This is a genomic window from Streptomyces sp. NPDC096311, from assembly GCF_044763085.1.
Lineage (GTDB): Bacteria > Actinomycetota > Actinomycetes > Streptomycetales > Streptomycetaceae > Streptomyces.
Genome location: NZ_JBIWFN010000001.1, coordinates 966,409 through 987,388, shown reverse-complemented (window position 1 = coordinate 987,388; position 20,980 = coordinate 966,409). Strand labels below are relative to the sequence as shown.

The 20,980-nt window shown below is 69.0% G+C and carries 18 protein-coding genes; 3 read left to right on the top strand and 15 right to left on the bottom strand.

Going from position 1 to position 20,980, the window contains the following annotated elements; genetic code table 11:
* Positions 1 to 17: 17 nt before the first annotated feature.
* Complete coding sequence (locus ACIRA5_RS04355) at positions 18 to 881, bottom strand: LLM class F420-dependent oxidoreductase (protein WP_403687089.1); 864 nt, start codon at positions 879 to 881, stop codon at positions 18 to 20.
* Between the two features lie 347 nt (positions 882 to 1,228).
* Between ACIRA5_RS04355 and ACIRA5_RS04350 the strand changes: the two genes are divergently transcribed.
* Positions 1,229 to 1,456 carry a hypothetical protein gene (locus ACIRA5_RS04350; protein ID WP_403687088.1) on the top strand — a complete coding sequence of 76 codons (228 nt, stop codon included), beginning with the start codon at positions 1,229 to 1,231 and terminating at the stop codon, positions 1,454 to 1,456.
* A 44-nt stretch (positions 1,457 to 1,500) separates the two neighbouring features.
* Here ACIRA5_RS04350 and ACIRA5_RS04345 read toward each other — a convergent pair whose 3' ends face one another.
* The 5 genes from ACIRA5_RS04345 to ppgK all read right to left on the bottom strand — a co-directional run bounded on the left by ACIRA5_RS04345 (position 1,501) and on the right by ppgK (position 6,577).
* Entirely contained in the window at positions 1,501 to 2,073 is a 573-nt protein-coding gene (locus tag ACIRA5_RS04345; protein WP_403687086.1) for a YciI family protein, read from the bottom strand.
* Positions 2,074 to 2,270: 197 nt separating this feature from the next.
* Positions 2,271 to 3,680 (bottom strand): glucose-6-phosphate dehydrogenase, encoded by a 1,410-nt coding sequence (zwf, locus tag ACIRA5_RS04340; protein ID WP_403687083.1) that lies wholly within the window; start codon positions 3,678 to 3,680, stop codon positions 2,271 to 2,273.
* A 48-nt stretch (positions 3,681 to 3,728) separates the two neighbouring features.
* Positions 3,729 to 4,421 (bottom strand): 6-phosphogluconolactonase, encoded by a 693-nt coding sequence (pgl, locus tag ACIRA5_RS04335; RefSeq protein ID WP_403687081.1) that lies wholly within the window; start codon positions 4,419 to 4,421, stop codon positions 3,729 to 3,731.
* 5 nt (positions 4,422 to 4,426) lie between these two features.
* Positions 4,427 to 5,458, bottom strand: coding sequence for a phosphogluconate dehydrogenase (NAD(+)-dependent, decarboxylating) (gene gnd, locus ACIRA5_RS04330; RefSeq protein WP_403687079.1), 1,032 nt, complete (start codon positions 5,456 to 5,458; stop codon positions 4,427 to 4,429).
* 345 nt (positions 5,459 to 5,803) lie between these two features.
* The gene (gene ppgK / locus ACIRA5_RS04325) at positions 5,804 to 6,577 is read right to left on the bottom strand and encodes a polyphosphate--glucose phosphotransferase (RefSeq protein ID WP_403687077.1); all 774 of its coding nucleotides are present in this window, start codon (positions 6,575 to 6,577) and stop codon (positions 5,804 to 5,806) included.
* Positions 6,578 to 6,939: 362 nt separating this feature from the next.
* On the opposite strand from ppgK, the gene ACIRA5_RS04320 reads away from it, so the two are divergent.
* On the top strand, positions 6,940 to 7,743 hold the full coding sequence (locus tag ACIRA5_RS04320; protein WP_403687075.1) for a Cof-type HAD-IIB family hydrolase: 804 nt from the start codon (positions 6,940 to 6,942) through the stop codon (positions 7,741 to 7,743).
* Between the two features lie 68 nt (positions 7,744 to 7,811).
* The gene (gene rpiA / locus ACIRA5_RS04315) at positions 7,812 to 8,465 is read left to right on the top strand and encodes a ribose 5-phosphate isomerase A (protein ID WP_403687073.1); all 654 of its coding nucleotides are present in this window, start codon (positions 7,812 to 7,814) and stop codon (positions 8,463 to 8,465) included.
* A gap of 1,562 nt (positions 8,466 to 10,027) precedes the next feature.
* On the opposite strand, the gene ACIRA5_RS04310 is transcribed toward rpiA, so the two are convergent.
* The 9 genes from ACIRA5_RS04310 to ACIRA5_RS04270 form a co-directional block, all read right to left on the bottom strand.
* The gene (locus tag ACIRA5_RS04310) at positions 10,028 to 10,279 is read right to left on the bottom strand and encodes a helix-turn-helix transcriptional regulator (RefSeq protein WP_403687071.1); all 252 of its coding nucleotides are present in this window, start codon (positions 10,277 to 10,279) and stop codon (positions 10,028 to 10,030) included.
* A 397-nt stretch (positions 10,280 to 10,676) separates the two neighbouring features.
* Positions 10,677 to 11,678, bottom strand: a complete 1,002-nt coding sequence (locus tag ACIRA5_RS04305) for an aldo/keto reductase (protein ID WP_403687069.1) — start codon at positions 11,676 to 11,678, stop codon at positions 10,677 to 10,679.
* Positions 11,679 to 11,714: 36 nt separating this feature from the next.
* Positions 11,715 to 13,730 carry a TIM-barrel domain-containing protein gene (locus ACIRA5_RS04300; protein WP_403687066.1) on the bottom strand — a complete coding sequence of 672 codons (2,016 nt, stop codon included), beginning with the start codon at positions 13,728 to 13,730 and terminating at the stop codon, positions 11,715 to 11,717.
* Positions 13,731 to 13,741: 11 nt separating this feature from the next.
* A complete protein-coding gene (locus tag ACIRA5_RS04295) occupies positions 13,742 to 15,277 on the bottom strand; it encodes an alpha-N-arabinofuranosidase (RefSeq protein ID WP_403687064.1) in 1,536 nt (511 codons plus the stop codon).
* Entirely contained in the window at positions 15,277 to 15,558 is a 282-nt protein-coding gene (locus tag ACIRA5_RS04290) for a hypothetical protein (protein ID WP_403687063.1), read from the bottom strand. The genes ACIRA5_RS04295 and ACIRA5_RS04290 overlap by 1 nt, the downstream gene beginning before the upstream one ends.
* A gap of 53 nt (positions 15,559 to 15,611) precedes the next feature.
* Entirely contained in the window at positions 15,612 to 17,669 is a 2,058-nt protein-coding gene (locus tag ACIRA5_RS04285; protein WP_403687060.1) for an alpha-L-arabinofuranosidase C-terminal domain-containing protein, read from the bottom strand.
* On the bottom strand, positions 17,666 to 18,577 hold the full coding sequence (locus ACIRA5_RS04280) for a carbohydrate ABC transporter permease (RefSeq protein WP_403687057.1): 912 nt from the start codon (positions 18,575 to 18,577) through the stop codon (positions 17,666 to 17,668). Before ACIRA5_RS04280 ends, ACIRA5_RS04285 begins: the two co-directional genes overlap by 4 nt.
* On the bottom strand, positions 18,574 to 19,446 hold the full coding sequence (locus ACIRA5_RS04275; protein WP_403687239.1) for a carbohydrate ABC transporter permease: 873 nt from the start codon (positions 19,444 to 19,446) through the stop codon (positions 18,574 to 18,576). The genes ACIRA5_RS04280 and ACIRA5_RS04275 overlap by 4 nt, the downstream gene beginning before the upstream one ends.
* Before the next feature lie 94 nt (positions 19,447 to 19,540).
* Positions 19,541 to 20,872, bottom strand: coding sequence for an ABC transporter substrate-binding protein (locus ACIRA5_RS04270; protein WP_403687055.1), 1,332 nt, complete (start codon positions 20,870 to 20,872; stop codon positions 19,541 to 19,543).
* Between the last annotated feature and the right edge of the window lie 108 nt (positions 20,873 to 20,980).

Below are 20,980 nucleotides of genomic sequence, written 5' to 3'. Positions count from 1 at the left end.
ATCATGCCGGACAGGCCCTAGCGGCGAATCCAGGTCTGGGCGATTTCCGCGACCCAGGTGGCCGCCGCCTCGGGAGCGGGCGGAGGTGCGCCGACGACGACGAGTTCGGTGACGCCTGCCGCATCGAGTGCGGGGAGGTGCTCCGGGGTGCCGTCGCTCAGCGCGACGGCGACTGTCAGCTCGTCAAAAGCGCGACCGTGGCGGGCGCACTCGTCGGCGAGAACGGCGATACGCGTCGGGACCTCGGCCGCCGGGACGTTGAAGCCGTACCAGCCGTCGGCGAGCGTGGCCGCGCGGCGCAAGGCGGCGTCGCTGTTGCCGCCGACCACGACCGGGAGCCGGCCGCCGCGCAGTGGTTTCGGGTTGACCCGGATCGCGTCGAAGCGGGTGAACTCCCCCGCGAAGGAAGCCGGGTCCTCGGCCCAGAGAGTGCGCATCGCGGCGAGGTACTCTTCGGCCCGCCGCCCGCGACTGGCGAAGGGGACTCCGAGCGCTGCGAACTCCTCGGCCGACCAGCCGACTCCGACACCAAGGCTGAACCGCCCGGCGCAGAGCACGTCGAGTGTGGCGGCCTGTTTGGCGACCACGATCGGATTGTGCTCAGGCAACAGGAGTACGCCGGTGGCGAGTTCGATCCGGCTGGTGACCGCCGCCGCGAAGGTCAGGGCAAGCAGCGGGTCCAGCCAGTCCGCGTCCGCGGGCACGGCGATCCGGCCGTCCACGGAGTAGGGGTAGCGGGAGGCGAACGCATCCACGAGTACCACGTGCTCGCCGCACCAGAGCCTCGCGAAGCCGTGCGTCTCCGCGGCTGCGGCCACCGCGCGGATCACCTCGGGACGGGCACCGTCACCGATACCGAGCGCGTGCAACCCCACTCGCATGCTCCACCTCCGGGCGTCACCTTAAGCGCGCGGCACAGACGCCCTCGGGTGACGTGGCGCGCCGCGCGTGGAGGCGGCGGGGTCTGTCGTCCGGACGAGTGAAACCACCGCCCCGCGCCTGCGCGGTGATGCTTGCCCGAGCGGGGACGCCGTGCCGTGAAAGCATGTGCGGCTGGTGCCCGCCCGGTGGACTCCTGGCGTCGCAACTCCCGCCCTGCCGCGGCCGCGCCGGAGAGCGCCGTCAGAACAGCGCTGCGGGTATCGGTGCCGGGGATCTCGTCGAGGCCGTCGACCAGCACCGGCCAGGACGCTCCGGCGCGTGGCGGATGACGGATGGCGGATGGCGGATGGCGGACGAAGTCCGCGCCCAACTCGTCGAGGAGCCCAACCTGCCGCAGGTCACCGGTTACGGTCTTGGCGAGGGCTGTGGGCAGACGCACATGGCGTGGTCTTCCCGGAACACCTCGGTGGCGGACACCGCGGGGCTGTCCTGGCCGTCCGCTGCGAGCGGACGCGCCTGCCGGCGCACGTCGACGTCGGGCCGGCGCCCGGTGAGCCCCCGTGGGTTCGGATGAAACACGAGGGCGGAGCGATCCGAGGCTTCCGGTGTGACGTCGGTCTAGACGTCCTCGGGTGATGACGGCCGCCCACCGAACTGCCAGTCGTGCACCTCGATGTCGGCGTATCGGTCCCGGGTCAGTATGGCTCCTGCCGTATCCGGGTCCGGCGCCCGGAGCAGCGCGGCCGTGCCCAGCCAGGTGGTGCCGTCGTCGGACAACAGCGGCCCGTAGGCGATCAGCTCGTCCCGGTTGGTCGGCACGGCGAGGTCGGCGGCCTGCCCGGTGCCGAGGCCGAGCACCAAGTACCGGTTGCCGCCGGTCCGGCCACCGGGGAAGTCCCACATGCTACGCCCCAGTGTGTTGCGCCACCGTCGCAGCAGCACGTCCCGGTAGACGCCGGCCTGGTAGCCCGGCTCGTCGAAGGCAAACGCGCGGGCGGCGACGGGATCGGGCAGGTCGATGATGTGCACACTGCCGGTCGGAGCGTCGTCGTCCCCGTCGCCGGTAAGGGTCGGCCCCCGGGCGATCAGCTCCTTCGCGTACTGGTCCATGTAGGACCAATGCTGTTCCCGTAGCTCGTCGCGCAATGCCACGGAGCCGGGTCGGTCGCGGTGGTAGCAGAAGAACTCCATGCCCGTAGCGTCTCTTCTAGGAGGTATGCAGGTCGAGCGAGTTTCACTGCGCTGACTGCTCGGCAGCTTCACCCAGAAGCATGCGTGCCGACTCCACGTAGCGGACGGGTGTTTTCCCAGCCAGGCCGAAGAACTCGGCGAGGTGGAGCGGGTCGGGGCCGCGACCGGCGGTTCACCGGGGCTGGGGCGCGGCTGGGTCAGTCGGGAGACCTCGCCGTCAGCCATGGGTCGTGCCATCGCGGATATCCGGCGACGAGCTTGCTCACGCCCGCCGGTCCCCAGGTCCCCTGCCGGTAGCGCTCGGGGTTGCCGGGCGCCTCCAGCAGGGGCTGGACGATGCGCCACGTCTCCTCCACCGAGTCCTCCCGGGTGAACAGGCTCGCGTTGCCTTGCATTGCATCACTGAGCAGGCGCTCGTACGGTTCGGGTGCCTCACCCAGCTCGGCCGCGAAGAGGAGGTCGAGGTCCACCAGCTGCGTGTCCTGCTTGCCTGGCTGCTTGGCCTGGATGCGAAAGTTCATGCCAGGGCTCGGATCGATCCGCAGGATCCACTGGTCGGGCTCGGGCGCGAACCGCTCCGCGAACGCAAGCCGCGGTGGGCGCTTGAACATGATCCGGATCTCGGTCACTCGCTCGGGGAGCGACTTGCCGGCGCGGATGAAGAACGGCACCCCGGACCAGCGCCAGTTCTCGACCTCCAGCCGCAACCCGACGAACGTCTCGGTGCGCGAGTGCGCCCGCACACCGGGGACCTGCAGGTACCCCTCATACTGCCCGCGGACGTAGTGGGCCGGGTCGGCGTCGGGGATCGCCCGGAACACATCAACGCGGCGGTCTCGGAGCGCGTCCGCATCGGCGCCTGACGGCGGCTCGGACGCCACCAGGGCGAGCAGCTGCAGCAGATGGTTCTGCACGACGTCGCGGAGCGCGCCGACCGGGTCGTAGAAGTGGCCGCGGTCCTCGACCCCGAAGTCCTCGGCCATGGTGATCTGCACGCAGGAGACGTGGTCGCGGTTCCACACCGGCTCGAACACGGAGTTGGCGAACCGCAGGAACAGGATGTCCATCGCCGGCTCTTTGCCGAGGAAGTGGTCGATCCTCAGCAGCTGATCCTCGTCGAGGAGCTGACGCAGGTCGGCGTTGAGGGCGCGCGCCGACGCGAGGTCATGCCCGAATGGCTTCTCCACGACAACCCGGGCGCCCTTGGTCAGCCCGGCGCCTGCCAGGCCCCCGACCACCCGGGCAAACAGCGACGGTGGGATCTCCAGATAGAAGACGGGGCGCCGCCTGCCGTTGACCGCCCGGGCGAGGCGATGGAACGTCTCCTCGTCGGCGTAGTCGCCCTGCACATAGCTCAGTCGGGCGGCGAACCGGGCGAAGACGCTGTCGTCGAGCGGCTCGCCCGTTGCCTTGATCGCCGCGCGGGCGTGGTCACGCAGCGCGTCGTCGGACCAGCCGTCGCGCGCCACCCCGACGATCGGGCAGGTCAGCAGCTTGCGCCGCTCAAGCCGATAGAGCGAGCGAAACGTCATCTTTCGCGCGAGGTCGCCAGTGATCCCGAAAATGACCAGCACGTCTGCGGGAACGTTCGACGAGTTCAAAGCCATCTGATCCCCCTTACGGGGCCGGCACGGCACTAGGGTCGGGCGTCATGGTCATGCTGGCGACTGGGCGTCGGCGCCGGCCGGTACCTGGCCGGCCGCCGCGTCCGCGAGGACGAGCGACGCCGCCGCCTCGACCCGGCCGGCGGGAATCGACCGGTCACCCGCAACGAGTCTCGAGAGCGGTTCGCGCTTGTCCGCTCCGGTGATGAGCCAGAGCACTTGCTGGGCGCGGGCGAGCGCAGGATAGGTGAGTGTCATGCGCTGGTGGCCCATGTAGGGCTCCGTCAGGGCCACCAGTCGGTCCGAGACCTCGAGCACCGGGTCCCGCGGCACCAGCGAGGCGGTGTGCCCGTCGGGGCCGAGGCCCAGGTGAACGAGGTCGAAACGTCCGGGCAGCGACCGCCCGTAGGCAGCGGCCGCCGCGTCCAGGCCGGCGTCGTTCACGGGCATCGCGATGACCTCGGCCGGGGCCGCACCGAGGCTCTCCCGCAGGTGGGTGAGGTTGCGGTCCGGGTCGCCTTCGGGCGCGACCCGCTCGTCGACCTGGAACACCACCACGTGCTCCCAGGGGACGTGCTCGTGTGCGAGCCGCGCGAACATCGCCCACGGCGTGTGGCCCCCGCTGACGGCGAACGTGAATCGGCCGTGGGCCTGCACGCACGCCCGCGCCAGCCGCGCCACGAACGCCGCCGCGGTGCCGGCGACCGCATCGGGGTCGGCGACGACCTGGAGTTCGTGATGCACAGCCCTCAGCCCTTCTTTTCGGCGTGCCCGCCGAACTCCGAGCGCATCGCCGAGAGGATCTTGTCGGTGAACTCCCCGGCCTCCCTGGACTCGAAGCGCTCGTAGAGCGAGGTGGTGATGACCGGTGCCGGGACACCTTCGTCCACCGCGGCGAGGACGGTCCAGCGGCCTTCCCCGGAGTCGGAGACCCGCCCGGCGAAGCCGTCGAGAGTGGGCGAGCCGGCGAAGGCGTCGGCGATCAGGTCGACCAGCCACGAGCCGACGACCGAGCCGCGCCGCCAGACCTCGGCCACCTCTGCGACGTCGATGTCGTACTGGTAGGCCCACGCATCGCGCAGGGGCGTCGTCTCCGCGTCGACCTCTTGCCGGCCTTTGCCTGCGTCCGCGCCCTTGATGATGCTGAGGCCCTCGGCGATCGCGGCCATCATCCCGTACTCGACCCCGTTGTGGACCATCTTCACGAAGTGCCCGGCGCCGTTCGGCCCGCAGTGCAGATACCCGAGCGGGGCGGTGCCGTCGGTCCGGGTCCGGCTCGGCGTCGGCTCGGCGGAGCCCTCGCCGGGAGCGATCGTCTTGAAGATCGGGTCCAGATGGGCCACGACCTCGTCCTCGCCGCCGATCATCAGGCAGTAGCCGCGTTCCAGACCCCAGACCCCACCGCTGGTCCCGCAGTCAACATAGTGCAGCGTCTTGCCGGCAAGACGCCTGGCGCGTGTGATGTCGTCGCGGTAGTAGGAATTGCCACCGTCGATCAGGATGTCGCCGGGCTCCAGCAACGGCTCGAGCTGGTCGAGGATGGAGTCGACGATCGCAGCCGGGAGCATGAGCCATACAACCCGTGGCTTGTCCAGTTTCGCGACGAAGTCCCGGGGTGAGTCCGCGCCCGTCGCGCCCTCGCCTGCCAGTTCGGCGACGGCGGCCGCGTTGACGTCGGACACGACGCAACGATGGCCGTCCCGCATCAGCCGACGCACCAGGTTCGCCCCCATCCGGCCGAGTCCGATCATCCCGAGCTGCATGGGCTTGTCCGTCGCCATGTGGCGCCTCCTAGTCCTTGAGCGTGCGGTAGTGCCCGATCAGCGCGTTCGAAGTCGAAGACGGTGTAGTCGTCGCGGTGGTACCGGGCGGCGAGTCACTGCCCGGCGATCGCCATCCCGGCTGAGGTCGCAACGCCCCGGCCGAGCGCGCCGGTCGTGCTCTGCACGCCGCTGATCCTGAGTGAGGTCGTCGAGGATCAGGGCGGGTCGGCCGGAATCGGCCGCCTGGACGGCATCCACGCACAGCGTGCGGATCGTGTTGACGGAAAGTGTTTCCAGGCCGTTGTTGCTCAATGCGAGCCTCCCTGAAGGTGCTGCCTCTGCGCTCATGTCGAGCGCGGCAGACTAGGGTTGAGCTTTCCCGGCCGGGGCGAAGAGCGCCGCGCCGACAATGCCCGCATCGTTCAACAGCTGCGCCGGTACGATCTCGGTCCTGAGCTCGATGTGCGGCAGGAACTTGTCGGCCTTCTTGCTGACTCCGCCGCCGATGACAATCAGGTCGGGCCACAGCAGCCGCTGGACGAGCTCGAGATACGTCTCCAGACGGTGCGCCCATTTCTTCCAGGACAGGTCGTCGCGCTCGCGCACCGACTCCGCGGCCCAGTCCTCGGCGTCCTCGTGGTGCAGCGGCAGGTGCCCCAGCTCGCTGTTGGGCACCAGGAACCCGTCGGAGAAGACAGCGCTGCCGATACCGGTGCCGAGCGTCACCATCACGACGACGCCCTTGCGTCCCTTGCCGGCGCCGAAGCGCATCTCGGCGATCCCGGCCGCGTCGGCGTCGTTCACCACCCTCACGTCGCGGCCGGTCGCCCGTGCGAAGAGCTGGGCCGCGTCCGTCTCCATCCAGGCCGGGTCGATATTGGACGTCGTCTGGACTTTGCCGCCCCGGATGACTGCCGGGAGCGTCAGCCCGACCGGTCCTGGGACGCCGATCTGGGAGAGCACCTGCACGACCACGTCCGCGACTGCCCCGGGGGTCGCCGGATGCGGGGTCGGGATCCGGATCCGCTCACTGATGAGGCTGCCGAGCTCGAGGTCGACCGGCGCTCCCTTGATACCGGTTCCGCCGATGTCGATCCCGAGCGCATGGGCCGTCTTGTCCTGACTTGCCTGCGCCACTGCCCGCTCCCCTCAGGGGCCGGCCCAAAATGTGTTGGGTGAATTTTGGACGTCAGGCCCCATAAGAGCTTCGCCATGTGATCCTTAACGCTCGCACATATCCCTTATATTCGCCACATCACTCTTACAGGGTTACATCGGGGCCCAAGGGGTATATCGAAGTATTGCGCGCCCTCAAGGGCATTGGCCTTCCCCTCTGTTCGAGAGGAACGCGACTGCGACTCATGCGAGCCGCGACGGTGCCCTCCAGCAACTTTCGGAAATCAAGCCGACTGGGAACCCGTCCCACAGGTCCCCCCGCATCCATGAGCCGTTGCCTCTTCCCACCCGGACCGGCCGCAACCAGAGCTTACGGAGGCGCGATGCCAACCCGCCCGATCCGCCTGCTTCTTGCCGACGTCGACGGCACTTTGGTCACGAGCGACAAGGTCCTCACCGACCGCGCCGTCGCTGCGGTCCACAAGCTCCACGACGCCGGCGTCCTCTTCGCGGTGACCAGCGGGAGACCGCCCCGGGGCATGTCCATGATCATCGAGCCCTTGGCGCTGGTCACTGAACTCGCCGCCTTCAACGGTGGCCTCATCGTCAACCCGGATATGACCGTGGTCGAGCAGCAGGTCATTCCCGCGGAGGTGGTGGCCCCGGTCGTCGCGCTGATGGAGTCGTTCGGCCTCAGCGTCTGGATCTACCGGGGTGCCGACTGGTACGTCCGCGACGCGAAGGGGCCGCACGTGGATCGCGAGAGCTGGACGGTGCAGTTCGCGCCCACGCTCGTTCCCGACTTCGACGGGCTCGAGCAGGACACCGCCAAGGTCGTCGGGGTCAGCGATGACCACCAGGTCGTCGAGGCGGCCGCGGTCGCAGCTCGCGCGCGGTTCGGCGAGCATGTCTCGGCCGCCCGCTCGCAGCCCTACTACCTCGATGTGACCCATCCGCGGGCCAACAAGGGCGGTGTCGTCAAGTACTGGTCCGCCAAGCTCCAGATTTCCCCCGACCAGATCGCCACGATCGGCGACATGCCCAACGACGTACTGATGTTCGCCCACTCGGGACTGTCCATCGCGATGGGCAACGCCAGCGACGAGGTCCAGCGCGCGGCGAGGCGGGTGACGACGAGCAACGAGGAGGAGGGCTTCGCGAACGCGGTCGAGCAGTTCATCCTATGACCCGCGTCACCGCATGCCCGGGCCTGGCTGTCCTCAGCCTGAGACCGGGCCTAAGGAGGTGGAGGACCGTGAGCGTCGAGCATGAGAAACAACGTGCCGCCGAAGCCGCGGCCGAGCTGGTAGAGGACGGCATGACCGTCGGCCTCGGTACCGGCTCGACCGTCGCCTACCTCCTTCCTGCGCTGGCCCGCCGCGGTCTGTCACTGCGGTGTGTCGCGACGTCGCCGCAGACCGAGGAGGCGGCCCTGACGCTCGATCTGCGGGTCGAGCCGTTCGGCAGCATCGACCGTTTCGACATCACGATTGACGGTGCGGACCAGATAGCTCCGGACGGCTGGCTCGTCAAGGGCGGCGGCGCCGCGCACACCAGGGAGAAGATTGTCGCGTCGGCCGCCGACCGTTTCGTCGTGATCGCCGACTCGAGCAAACCAGTGACAGCGCTGCACCCGCCGGTCCCGCTCGAGCTGCTCGAGTTCGGGCTGGCCGCGACCATGCGCCTGCTCCACCCGGTCTCCCTGCGCGACGCGCCACGCAGCCCCGACGGCGGCGTCATCGCGGACTACCACGGTGCCGTCGACGACCTCGCGGGCCTGGCGGCGCTGCTCGGCGCCACCCCTGGCGTCGTCGAGCACGGCCTGTTCCCTCCGACGCTGGTCGCCGACGTGTTCGTCGCCCGCGGCGACTCGGTCGAGCACCACCATCATGCCAAGTCCCGAGCCTGACAGGGCATTTGGCGTGACAGCCTGCCGTTTGCCTCCTCTGCTCCGGCGCCCGACCCTCCGCCCGCTTCTCTGCCACCAGTTCCCGCAACTCCTGATTCCCGGCCGACAAGCACGGTTTGGGCCGTCGCGCGCGATCCCAGACCTGATTCCCGGGCACGAGGACGCCACGGGTGCCCTTTGACGGTGGGCTGGAAGGGCTGAGGGCCCATGACCGGGCCTGCGGGCGGTGCGTCGGTCGGCACGGGTGACGCCGGCGGCCTGCACAGGGTTCCACGCGGCGCGCTACGGCCTGGGAAACCACGTCGCGGCGGTCTACGCGCTGTTCGGCGAGCGTCGTCTTACCGACGGCGGCTGGGGCACCGGACTCCTCCCGGCCGCGAAGGTCATGCTGGTTTGCCCGGCAAGGGCCGGCCGACCGCAACGACCCGCCGGGTACCGGCATCGTCACAGGCCAACGTAGCCCGCCCCGCGGCAGCGGCGGGACTTCGGGAGTGGGCAGCGGGGCGCCACCGTGATCGTGTACCTCTCCGAAGCGAGTCCTCTCCCTCTCCATCCCACCCTTCCGCCCCTCCTCGGTGTCCTGCCGCGAACGCCCGATGAAGTTCCACCACACGACGGTCCCTAGACCGACTGCAATCCCGCCAGGACTGCCGCCGCCGTCCCCTCCGACCCCCTTCACGACATCTGGCAGCCAGCCAGAATTTCGGGGATGCTCGGTTCAGCGGGCCGCAACGGACTTCTCCACCTCCAGGCCTGCATGGAATGGGGAACACGTCCGAGCCTGGGATCGAGACACGAAGTGCTTACTACACTCGCGCCGGAGCCCTCCGCGCCTCCGATGAACACTCCGTCGGACAGTGTCTCCGCAGCCCGCCCCGAGACCCGGCTTCGCCCGGCAGCCGGACAGCCGCCGACGCTTCCGTTCGCATCCGCACGGATGATCACCGCAGCCCCGGCGCCGACACTTCCCGGAGCGGGCTTCCCGGGTCGATCCGTACCCGTGCCAGCCATATCTGACACCCTGTCACCGAAGTCGGCACCAGGCCCGCTTCAGCACCGCCGGAACCCGCTTCCGACCAGCACGGACCGCCAAGATCATTTGCTCGCCCAATCTGGCCTGACCTGCAAAAATAGAGGTCAGAGGCTCACCTGTTAGTCACACCAGGAGGTACCCATGAAGATGCTCATCAACGTCTCTTAGTTTGGCGCGGCCGCAGGTCAGGCCCATGCTGGGGACCACTTGGTCAGCAAACTCCCAGCATGAGTCAGGAGACGTGCACGTTGGCGACCCAACTCGTCCGTGGCATGGGCAGCTTCTTCAAGCTCTGCACTTGTTCTCGCCAGAACAGGTGCCCCCATCTCTACGCCATTCGCTACCGCGACGCCACAGGTCGCCAGCGCGAAGAAGCAGGTTACGCGACGCAGCAGTCCGCGATCGAGCGGCTGACCAAAGCTTACGCCGAAAAGAGCAACACCCCTCGCCAAAAGGCAGACCTCAAGCGCGAGATCGGAAGAGAACGGTTCGGGGTCTATGCCTCCAACTGGCTCACCCGACAGCGACACTACGCCCCAGGCAGTGTCCGCTCGGTCAGCCAAGTACTCAACAGCCAAGTTCTTCCGGTCCTGGAATCCCGACGGATGATGCACGCTTCCCACCAAGCGTCCAAGTCGGGGCGGCGGCAGTGCAGTTCGCCATTCGGAAGCTTGATCATTCGTGGCGCCCGACCACGAGCGCGCAATCGGTAGAACGCCGATGGGCTCATGCGGATCTCCGTCAAGACCTCAGTCAGTTTTAGAGCGGGTGGACGGGGCAAAGGGCGTTCCTCAGATCCGAGACGGGTGCCGCATCCATCCGATTCATCACCTGGAACTCGGGGGACCGAGGCAGGGGGACCGGTGAACCTCTGAAGAGAACCACTCCCACAGCGATGGGCAGCGGGATGCGGGCGCTCTTAACGGTCTGCAGAATCGCCGGTTTGGCCAACCGGCGATGACCGTCTATGTTCCGCTCACGACCGGTGACAGCCCCTCTGTTCACCGGGCAGCTCGCGCCGGGCCAGTTGGCGCGGGGCCGACCCGGTGTCGTCGCACAACTCAAAGAGCCGGTCGCTGAGGATCGCTACGGGTCCGAAAGAGGCCGTGCCGGGACCAGGGCGGAACCGGGGCGGCGAGGTGGTCGCTTCACCCGCAGCCCCGGGAGGCGCGGCGCCCCTATCCCAACAGCTTTTCCAGCTCGGCGAGTTCGGCCGCGTCGAAGGGAGGCGCGTCCAGCACACCAAGGTTCTGGTCCAGCTGGGCGACGCTGCTCGCGCCGATCAGCACCGAGGTGACCCGCTCGTCGCGCAGAACCCAGGCCAGTGCCAACTGGGCCAGCGTCTGACCGCGTTCGTCCGCGAACTTGTTCAGCGCTCGCAGCAGGACGACCTTCTTGTCGGTCAGCGCCTCACTCCTGAGGTAGTGGTCGAGGGCCGCCCGGGAGTCGGAGGGGATGCCGTCCAAGTACCGGTCCGTCAACTGCCCCTGGGCGAGGGGCGAGAAGGCGATCACCCCGGCGCCGGCCTCGGCGGAGGCGGCGAGCAGGCCGTTCTCCTCGATCCGCCGGTCCAGGATGTTGTACGCGTGCTGGTTGATGAGCAGCGGGGTGCCCAACTCCTTCAGCAGCGCGGCCCCGCGGGCCATCCGCTCGGGGCTGTAGTTCGAGAGGCCCGCGTACAGCGCCTTGCCCTGCCGGACGGCGGTGTCCAGCGCGCCGATCGTCTCCTCCAGCGGGGTGTCGTCGTCGGGTCCGTGGGAGTAGAAGACGTCGACGTGGTCCAGGCCCATGCGGCCGAGCGACTGGTCGAGGCTGGCGAGCAGGTACTTGCGTGAGCCCCGGTCGCCGTACGGGCCCGACCACATGTCGTAGCCCGCTTTGGTGGAAAGGAACAGCTCGTCGCGGTAGGGGCGGAAGTCCTGCGCGTACAGCGTGCCGAAGTTCGCCTCCGCGCTGCCATACGGCGGGCCGTAGTTGTTCGCCAGGTCGAAGTGGACCACGCCTCGGTCGAAGGCACGGCGCAGCACGGCGCGCTGCGCCTCCAGCGGCGTGGTGTCGCCGAAGCGGTGCCAGAGGCCGAGCGAGACGACCGGCAGCTTGACGCCACTGCGTCCGCAGCGCTTGTACCGCATGCCCTTGGTGTAGCGGTCCTCGGCGGCAAGGTGGTGCGGGGGCTTCATACAGGGGTCTCCAAGGTCAGGTGGTGAAGGCGGCTGTCAGACGGTAAGGGCGGCGACGACGGCCGCGCCTTCGCGTACGAGGACGGGGATGCGGTCCAGGGGCGCGGTGGCGTTCAGGGTGCTGCCGCCCTCATGGACATCGCCGGTGACCGGGTCGAGCCAGCGGACCCCCGCGGGCAGGCGGACCGTGCGGGTGCGGGCCCCTGCCTCGTACACCGGGGCGACGAGGAGATCGGGTCCGAGCAGGAACTGGTCGTCGGTGTCCCAGGCGTGCGGGTCGGCGGGGAAGTCGAAGAACAGGGGCCGCATGGGCGGGGCGCCGGTGCGGTGGGCGTCCTGTGAGAGCCCGGCCAGGTAAGGGCGCAGGCGTTCGCGCAGGTGGAGGTGGGCGGTCAGGACGGTGAGGGCCTCGTCGCCGTAGGACCAGACCTCGTTGGGGCCTCCGCTCATGCCCGCGCCGAAGGGCTGGTTGGGGGTGCGGTCGCCGTGCAGGCGCATGAGGGGGCTGAACGTGCCGTACTGGAACCAGCGGATCAGAAGCTCGCGATAGACCGGATCGTCCGGGTCGCCGCCTTGGAAGCCGCCGATGTCGGTGTTCCACCACGGGATGCCGCTCATGGCGACGTTCAAGCCCGCTCGGATCTGGCGGGCGAGCGAGTCGAACGTGGTGGGGATGTCGCCGGACCACAGTGCCGCGCCGTGCCGCTGGCCGCCCGCCCAGGCGGAACGGACCAGCAGCAGCGGCCTTTCCTCACCCGCCGCGCGCAGGCCGTCGGCGATGCCCTGGGTGTGATGGAGACCATAGAGATTGGTGACCTGGGCGGCCGGGCCTGCAGCGTAGACCGCTCGGGCAGCCCGCTCGGGCGGCAGGTCGGGCTCGCAGGCGTCCAGCCAGAAGGCGGTGACGCCGTGGGCGCGGTAGTTGTCGTCGAGGCGCCGCCACAGCAGGCGGCGGGCACGGGGCTCGGTGGGGTCGTAGTACGCCATCGGCCGGAAGGCGGGTCTGCCGTTCCCCACGCGGGCCGGCCAGTCGGTGGTCAGCGGCGCTCCGTCGCCGTCCTGGACGAGGCCTCCGGCGGCGCGCAGTTCGTCGTAGCTGTCGCTGTCGTCCTGGACCGTGGGCCACACGGACACAGCCAGCTTGACCCCCTGAGCCGCCAACTCCTCGGTCAGCGCGGCCGGGTCGGGCCACTCGCTCTCCTCGAAGCGCCAGTCGCCCATCTTCGGCCAGTGGAAGAAGTCGGCGACGATCACGGACAGCGGCAGCCCGCGCCGCTTGTACTCGCGTGCCACGGCGAGGAGTTCGTCCTGGGTGCGGTAGCGCAGCTTGGACTGCCAGAAGCCGCTCGCCCACTCCGGCAGCAGCGGTGGGTGGCCGGTGGCGTCGGCGTACGCGGCCATGGTGTCGGCGGGTGAGTCGCCGGCGGTGATCCAGTAGTCGATCGGGCTGCCAGGGCTGTCGGCGGTCCAGCGGGTGGCGTCGGCGGCCAACTCGGCCCGGCCCAGCGCGGGGTTGTTCCACAGCAGGCCGTAGCCGCGCGAGGAGTACAGGAAGGGGATGGTGACCGCGGTGTTGCCCTGGGCCAGGTCGATCACGCACCCCTTCTGGTCGAGCCTGCCGTGCAGATGCTGGCCAAGTCCGTACAGCCGCTCGCCGTCGTATGCCTCGAAGTGCTGCTCGGTGCGGCCGGGACCCAGCACGCGCGGTCCCGGGTGCCAGGTGTATGGGGTTTTCTCGGCGAGCAGTTCGCGGCCCGTGGCGGTGTGGGTGAAGCGGAGCCGTCCCTGGGGATCGGCGTGGACGGTGACGCGTCCGTTGACGAGCCGGGCGCCGCCGTCCGGCAGCACGGAGAGTGTGGCCCGCGCGCCGGGCGCGGGCTGTTCGAGGGCACCCGGGGCGTGGGCGTCGACGGCGGCTGCCGTGGTGGCCCGGACCCGTACGGCGTGCGGGCCCCAGGGCTCGACGCGCAGCAGTTCGCCCGAGCGCCGGCGCTCCAGACCACCGGCCCGTTCGGCGTAGGAAGGCGGTTCGGAGGACGATTCGGAATGCATCTGTGGTGGGGTCAGCTCTCTGCGTGGCTCAGGCGGATGACGTTCCAGGACATCGGGGTGAGTCCGGCGCACAGGGTGCCGCCGGAGACGACGGCATCGGTCGCCGTACGCGGGGTGACCCTGTCGGGGGCGTCGAGGGTGTTGCGGGCCCAAGGGTCGTCGCCGTCCAGGACCAGGTGCTCGACCACGCGGAGTTCGCCGCCGAAGCCGCGCAGCCCCACTTCCAGGGGGAGCGGCCGGTCCAAGCCTCGGTTGACGGCGAAGACGGTGACGTCGCCGGTTTCGTCGTCGATGACGGCCGTGGCGTGCAGCAGGTCGACCGAGCCGAAGCGCGCGGTGGTGTGCCGGGGGCCGTCCGGCTCCACGCGCAGCACCCGGCCGCGGCCGTACGCCGACGCCTGGGCGAAGGGATGGAAGATCGTCTGCCGCCAGGCGGGACCGCCGGGCTCCGTCATGATCGGCGCGATGACGTTGACCAACTGGGCCAGGGAAGCAGCGGTGACCCGGTCCGCATGCCGCAGCAGCCCGATCAGGAGGGAGCCGGTCAGGACGGCGTCGGCCAGGGTATAGCTGTTCTCCAGCAGGCGGGGCGCGTGGGCGAAGCCGTCCTCGGCGGGCGGCATCGTCGGTGACCGGGTGACGTGCCAGACGTTCCACTCGTCGTAGGACAGCATGATCTTCTTCGGTGACTTCAGCTTGGCGCCGATGTGGTCGCAGGTGGCGACGACGCCCTCGATGTACCGCTCGACGTCCTCGCCACAGGCGAGGAAGGAGTCGAGGTCGGTGTCGCCCTCCTCCAGTCCGTAGTACGAGTGTAGGGACACGTACTCCACCTGCTCGTAGCACTCGGTCAGAACGGTGGCCTCCCAGGTACCGAAGGTCGGCATCCCGAAGCCGGACGAGCCGCAGGCAACGAGTTCCAGTCCCCCGTCCACCATCTTCATCGCGGCGGCGGTCTCCCTCGCGAGGCGGGCATACTCCTCGGGCTTCTTGTGGCCGATCTGCCAGGGGCCGTCCATCTCGTTGCCCAGGCACCACATCCGGATGCCGTACGGCACTTCGGCGCCGTGTGCGGCGCGCAGGTCGGACAGCTCGGTGCCGCCGGGATGGTTCGCGTATTCGAGCAGGCGTACGGCGTCCTCGACACCCCAGGTGCCGAGGTTGACGGCCAGCATCGGCTCGACGCCGGCCTTGCCGCAGAAGTCGATGAACTCCGCGAGCCCGAACCGGTTGGTCTCCAGGGAGTGCCAGGCCAAGTCCATCCGCCTGGGGCGCTGTTCGGCGGGTCCGACGCCGTCCTCCCAGCGGTAGCCGGAGACGAAGTTGCCGCCCGGGTAGCGGACGGTCGTGACGCCCAGTTCGCGGATCAGGGCCAGGACGTCCTCGCGCAGGCCGACCTCGTCGGCCTGCTGATGGCCGGGCTCGTACAACCCGTCGTAGACGCAGCGGCCCAGATGCTCGACGAACGAGCCGTACAGGCGCGGGTTGACCTCGCCGATCCCGAACGCTGGATCCAGCGTGAAGCGAGCGGCTGGGGACTGGGTCATCACGGGTGCTGCCTTTCGTCGATGTCCGGGTCGAGCAGTCGGGCGACACGGGCCCTGTCCCCCGCAGTGCCGTCCGAATCGGTGGTGCCGTCGCTGGTCAGGGCGTGGGCCCGCTCGGACTCGTCGCCTCCGAAATCGAGGAGGTCCAGAGGACCCGCCGAGTCCCCGGCGGCCTCGGGGACCGCGAAGGCGGGTGCGATGAGGGCCGTGCTCCACAAACCGCTCGTCGCGGCCACTGCGGTGACGGTGGCGTGGAGCACGGTTCTTCTGGCGACGGACATGCGGGAGCTTCTCCTTTTGGCGGGAGGGCACTCGGTTCGGGGCAGAGAAGACGTCAGCGGGTGGCGGCGCGCAGGACGGTGAAGGAGTACGGGGGCAGGTCGAGGCCGACGCGGGTGGATGGGCGCAGTCCGGTCGTGCGGGGCTCGGCGGGCGACGGCTCGAAGGGCGCGCCGTCGTCGAGGCCCGCCGTCAGCAGAGTGGCCGTCAACCGGACCGGCCGCACGGGCAGTTCGAAGACCGCGTCCAGACTGCTCCCGGAGGCGTTGACGGCCTTCACGATCAGGTCACCGGTCGGACTGTCCCATACGGCCGAGGCGATGAAGCGGGACCGGGGCGGGCGGGCGTCGTCCAGGTCGTGGACGAGGACTCCGTCGAGGTGGCAGCGGATACGGGTGCCGTGGACCTCGATGCGCAGGTCGTACCAGCGGTCCGTCTCGATGTGCGCGGGGACGGGGTCGAGCAGATCGTGGGTGTGGCCGTCGTCCTCGCGCTGGAGGGTGAGGGAGCGGTTGCGCCAGCCGCCGACAGCCCAGCGGTGGTCGCCGAAGGAGATCAGGAAGCCCTCGGGACCGGCCGTCTTGCGCGCCCGGACGGTGATCGTGTCGTCGGTGACGGTCAGGTCCTCGAAGTCGGCCTCGGTGCCGCCCGTCGCGCTGAGCCGAACGTCGCGCCGGTCGGCGGCGGGCACGACCTCGGCCACCGGCGCTCCGGTCACCTCGATCGGCAGCAGGGTGTCCCCGCTGTTCGCGGAGTGCATCCGCTGGACGTGGTAGTTGAGGGTGAGCTGGACGTCGGAATGGTCGAAGTAGATGAGGTCGGGGACCCACTGGGTGTGACCGCGGCGGGCGAGCAACGGGGCGTAGGAGGCGAGGCGGACGACGTCGCCGTTCAGTTCCATGGCCGTCATCCAGGCCGCCTCGGCCAGCGCGCAGCGCCAGGTGTTGCCGCGGGCCGCGTACTCTCCGGCGTAGATGTGGGGGCCGGAGCGGTCCAACTCGTCGAAGTGGTCGAGGTGCTCCAGGAACCAGGCGGGGGATTTGTAGGCGTGCTCGTCGACCACCTCGACGCCCTGCTCACGGGCGAAGTCCCAGCCCCGGGTCCATTCTCCGCCGACCGGGGAGGGGCCGACGGTGCCGATGACCGTGATCTCGGGGTGGCGGGTACGCAGGGCGTCGTGGAGGAGAGCGAAGCGGGTCCGGAACGCGTCCGTGACGGTGTCCTCGTTGCCGACAGCGAGGTAGCGCAGCCCGAACGGCTCGGGATGGCCCGCCTCGGCGCGGCGGGCGCCCCAGGGCGAGGTGGCGGGGCCGTTGGCGTACTCGACGAGGTCGATGACCTCCTGGACGTAGGCGCCCATGTCCTTGAGCGGGATGGCCTGCTGGCCGCCGGGGGTGTTCTGGCAGCAGACCCCGGCGGCGACCACGGGCAAGGCGGTGGCGCCTACGTCCTCGCAGAACTGGAAGTACTCGAAGTAGCCCAGCCCCATGGACTGGTGGCCGCCCCAGAGGTTCGGCATGGCGCGGCGGTCGGCGAGCGGGCCGATGGTGTCCTGCCAGCGGTACATGTTGTCCAGGCCGAGGCCGTGGGCCACGCAGCCGCCGGGAAAGCGGACGAAGGACGGCTTCAGGTCGGCGACGGCCTGGGCGAGATCGGCCCGCAGCCCGTTCGTTCTGCCCCGGAAGGTGTCGCGGGGAAAAAGGGAGACCCGTCCGTGACCGGTGTCGCCGAGGAGGGTGAGGCGGGCGTGGAGGTCGGTGACGGAGGGACTCAGGACAGCTTGGCCGTCGCGGACCTCGGCCTCGGCGTGGACGACACCGGCGTCCGCGCTCTCCAAACGCGCGGTCGGCTCCGCCCCTCGCCGCTGCCTCGTCTCCACGGTCAGGTCGTACGTCCGGCCCGCGACGACCGGGACGCCTCCGTGACCGGAGTTGCGCAAGCCGTTTCGTCCGTCCCGGACGACCGCCTCCCAGGCCTCGGGACGGTCCTGGAGCAGTTCCGCGTACAGGCCGCCGTCGGCCGCCGAGTTGATGTCCTCGAAGAAGACCCCGAACAGATCGGGGCTGATAGGTCTTCCCGGCGCGGCCGACGGGAGGCGGATGGTCAGGGTCACTTGAGGCTCCCGAGGGTGATGCCCGAGCGCCAGTAGCGCTGGAGGGAGACCATCAGGATCACCATGGGGATCAGCGAGATGATCGAGCCGGTGACGACCATGCCGGTCAGGTCCGTGGAGGTGTCCGTCTTGACCTTGAGCCAGGAGTACAGGCCGAGCATGACGGTCCACTTCTCCTGGCTGCGCAGGAAGATCAGCGGGCCGAAGAAGTTGTTCCAGGCGCCGACGAAGCCGAGCAGGAAGATGGTGGCGGCGCCGGTGGACATCAGGCGGGCGCCGATCTGGAAGAAGATGCGGTACTCGCCGGCGCCGTCGATGCGTGCCGCTTCGAGGAGTTCGGGCGGGATGGCGCCCTCGGCGTACACCTTGGCGAGGTAGACGGAGAAGGCGTTGAAGAAGCCGGGAACGATGATCGCGGCGGGGCTGTCGATGAGTTTCAGGTCGCTGTAGAGGAGAAAGGACGGGATGGTGAGCAGGGCGCCGGGGATCAGGAAGGAGCCGATGACGCAGCCCATGAGGAAGCCGCGGCCCTTGAACTCGTACATGGCCAGGCCGTATCCGCAGGCGACACAGATCAGGGTCATGCCGAGGGTGCCGACGGTGCCGTAGAAGACCGTGTTCCACATCCAGCGGAGGAAGATTCCGTCCTGGTAGGAGAAGAGGTTGTGCAGGTTCTCGCCGAGGTTGAAGCGGGCGAAGGACAGTCCGCCGGTGGTGTAGAGGTCGCTCTGGCTCTTCGTGGCGGCGACGATCAGCCACCACAGGGGGGCGAGGGAGTAGACGACGAAGAAGGTCAGGCCGGCCACGACCAGGATCCTGGTGCGGCGCGCGTGGCGGACGCGGCCGGAGACGACGCGACGGCGGACGGCGGGCTCCCGGGTGGCCGGGGGTTCGAGAGTGGCTGTCATACCGGGGCCTTGTTGGTGAGTCGGTAGAAGACGGCGGAGGCGATGCCCACGACCGCGGCGAGGATGACGGAGAGGGCAGCCGCGTAGTTGAACTCGCCCTGCTGGAAGGCCCAGTCGTAGATCGCCATGATCGGGGTGAAGTCGCGGGTGACCGTCTCGGGTGTCATGGTCCGGAACAGCATCGGGTCGCTGAAGATCTGCAGGGTGCCGATGATGGTGAGGACCGTGATCAGGACCAGGGAGCGGCGGACCAGCGGCACCTTGATGGACCAGGCGATCCGTAGTTCGGACGCGCCGTCCACGCGGGCGCTGTCGAAGATCTCGCGTGGGACGGACTGGAGCGCGGAGTAGACGATCAGCATGTTGAAGCCGATCCCGGACCAGGCCATCAGGTTGCCGATGGAGATCCAGATCATCGAGCCGCTGTAGAAGTCCGCGTGGATGCCGAAGAAGCCGAAGAACGGGGTCAGCGGGCCGACGGACGGGCTGTAGAGGTAGATCCAGACGAGGATGGCGACGATGCCCGGGATCATGTGCGGGATGAGGAGAGGGAGCCGGAAGCGGCCGGCAAGCCGGTGGCTGACCGCGTCCAGGAGCAGCGCCATGACCAGGCTGAGCAGCATGACGACCGGGATGGCGAACAGGGCGAAGAGGGCGACCCGGCCCATGGAGAGCCAGAAGCGGCCGTCCTCGAAGCCCCGGACGAAGTTGTCGAGGCCGCTGAAGGAGACGGTCTTCTCGCCGAAGCCGAGGCCGGAACTCCGCTGGGTGTAGAGGCTCTCCTTCAGCGCGATGACGATCGGGGCGATCGTGAAGAGGGCGAAACCGAGGAAGAACGGGACGGTGAAGGACGCCCCTTTCAGTGCCATGACCCGCTGCCACTGCATCCCCCTGCGAGGCGGTGGCGCGGGAGAGGCGGCGGACGAGGCGGCCGAGGGGGGTGCGGTGGTGGCGGTCATGGGGTCACTCCGCGACGTTGATGTTCTTCGACTTCAGGTCGGCGACCGTCCACTGCTGCATGTGCTCCAGGGCCGCCTTCATCGTGGTCTTCTTGGCGACGACCTTGGCCCACTCGTCCTGCAGCTCGCTGAACATGCCGGTGTAGTCGGGGCCCGCGATCCAGGTGTCCTTCCCGCCCGCGACGGCCTTGAGGATCACGCCGGTCGCCTCGGACTTGTGCGTGCCGAACAGCTTGTCGGGGACGACGGAGTTCACCCAGGGGGAAGGGTCCGGGATCGCGCCCGGCCACTGGTACTGCTTGGTGTCCGCCTGGTAGGAGGCGTCGACAGCCTCCTTGGACGTACTGAGCCAGACGCCGGCCTCGACGGCTTCCTTCACGTGCGTGCAGCCCTTGGGGACGATGTTGCCGCTGCCGGGTGCGTGCATGGGCGTGGTGAATCCGGTGGCGCCGGCGTACTGCGGCAGGTCGACCGGCTGCCAGTCGCCCGTCGACTTCTTGAACTCCAGCTCGTAGGTCTGCAACTGCCAGGTGGAGGTGGGCAGCGAGACCATCTTCCCGGAGTCGAAGTAGGAGATCAGGGCGGGACGGTCGGTGTACGTCTGGTGGGCGACGATGTCGTCGTCGACGAACTGCTGGACGACGTCGGCGGCCTTGAGGGACTCGGGTGAGAGGAAGTCGACCTTCCAGCTGTCGCCCTCCACCTTGTACCAGGTGCCGCCTGCCTGCTGGACGAGGTTGACCAGTGTGCTGGGGTCCTCGCCGGCGAGGTTCATGACGTAGATGCCGTGCTTCTTGAACTCCTTGCCGGCGGCGATCATGTCCTCCCAGGTCCGGGGGACGGCGATGCCGTACTGGTCGTACACCTTGCGATTGATCATCATGAAGCTGGGTGTGGAACCGCCGGGAACGGCGTAGTACCGGCCGGCCGCCTGGGCCGAGGGCAGGGCCGCCTTGGCGAACTTGCCCAGATAGGGCTTCAGTTGGTCGGTGACGTCGGTGGCCAGGCCCTCGGAGGCCAGGGAGGGCGCCTCGCCGAAGTTCTGGACCAGGCAGGGAACGTTCTCCTTGGCGGCCACCGCGTTGCGAACGTTCTGCTGGGTGCCGGGGTTGTCGGCCTGCTTCACGAACTTCAGCTTGATGTTCTTGTGCGTGGCGTTGAACTTGTCGACGATCGGCTTGACGTTCTTCAGCTCACCCCAGCCCCACATCTCGACGGTGACGGGGCCGGAGGATTTGTCGGCCTTGCTGTCGCCGCCTCCGCCACAGGCGGTCAGAGCGAGCATCGAGAACGTCAGTGCGCCGGCGGATGCCGCTCTGATCCTCTTGGCCTTCATGGAATCACTCCTCGGGCGGGAACAGCGCTATAGAAAACGATGTCTACGCAAGCTAGAAGTGTCAGCCCAGACGTGCAAGATGTCGGGCGGGAAAATCTTCGGTTACGA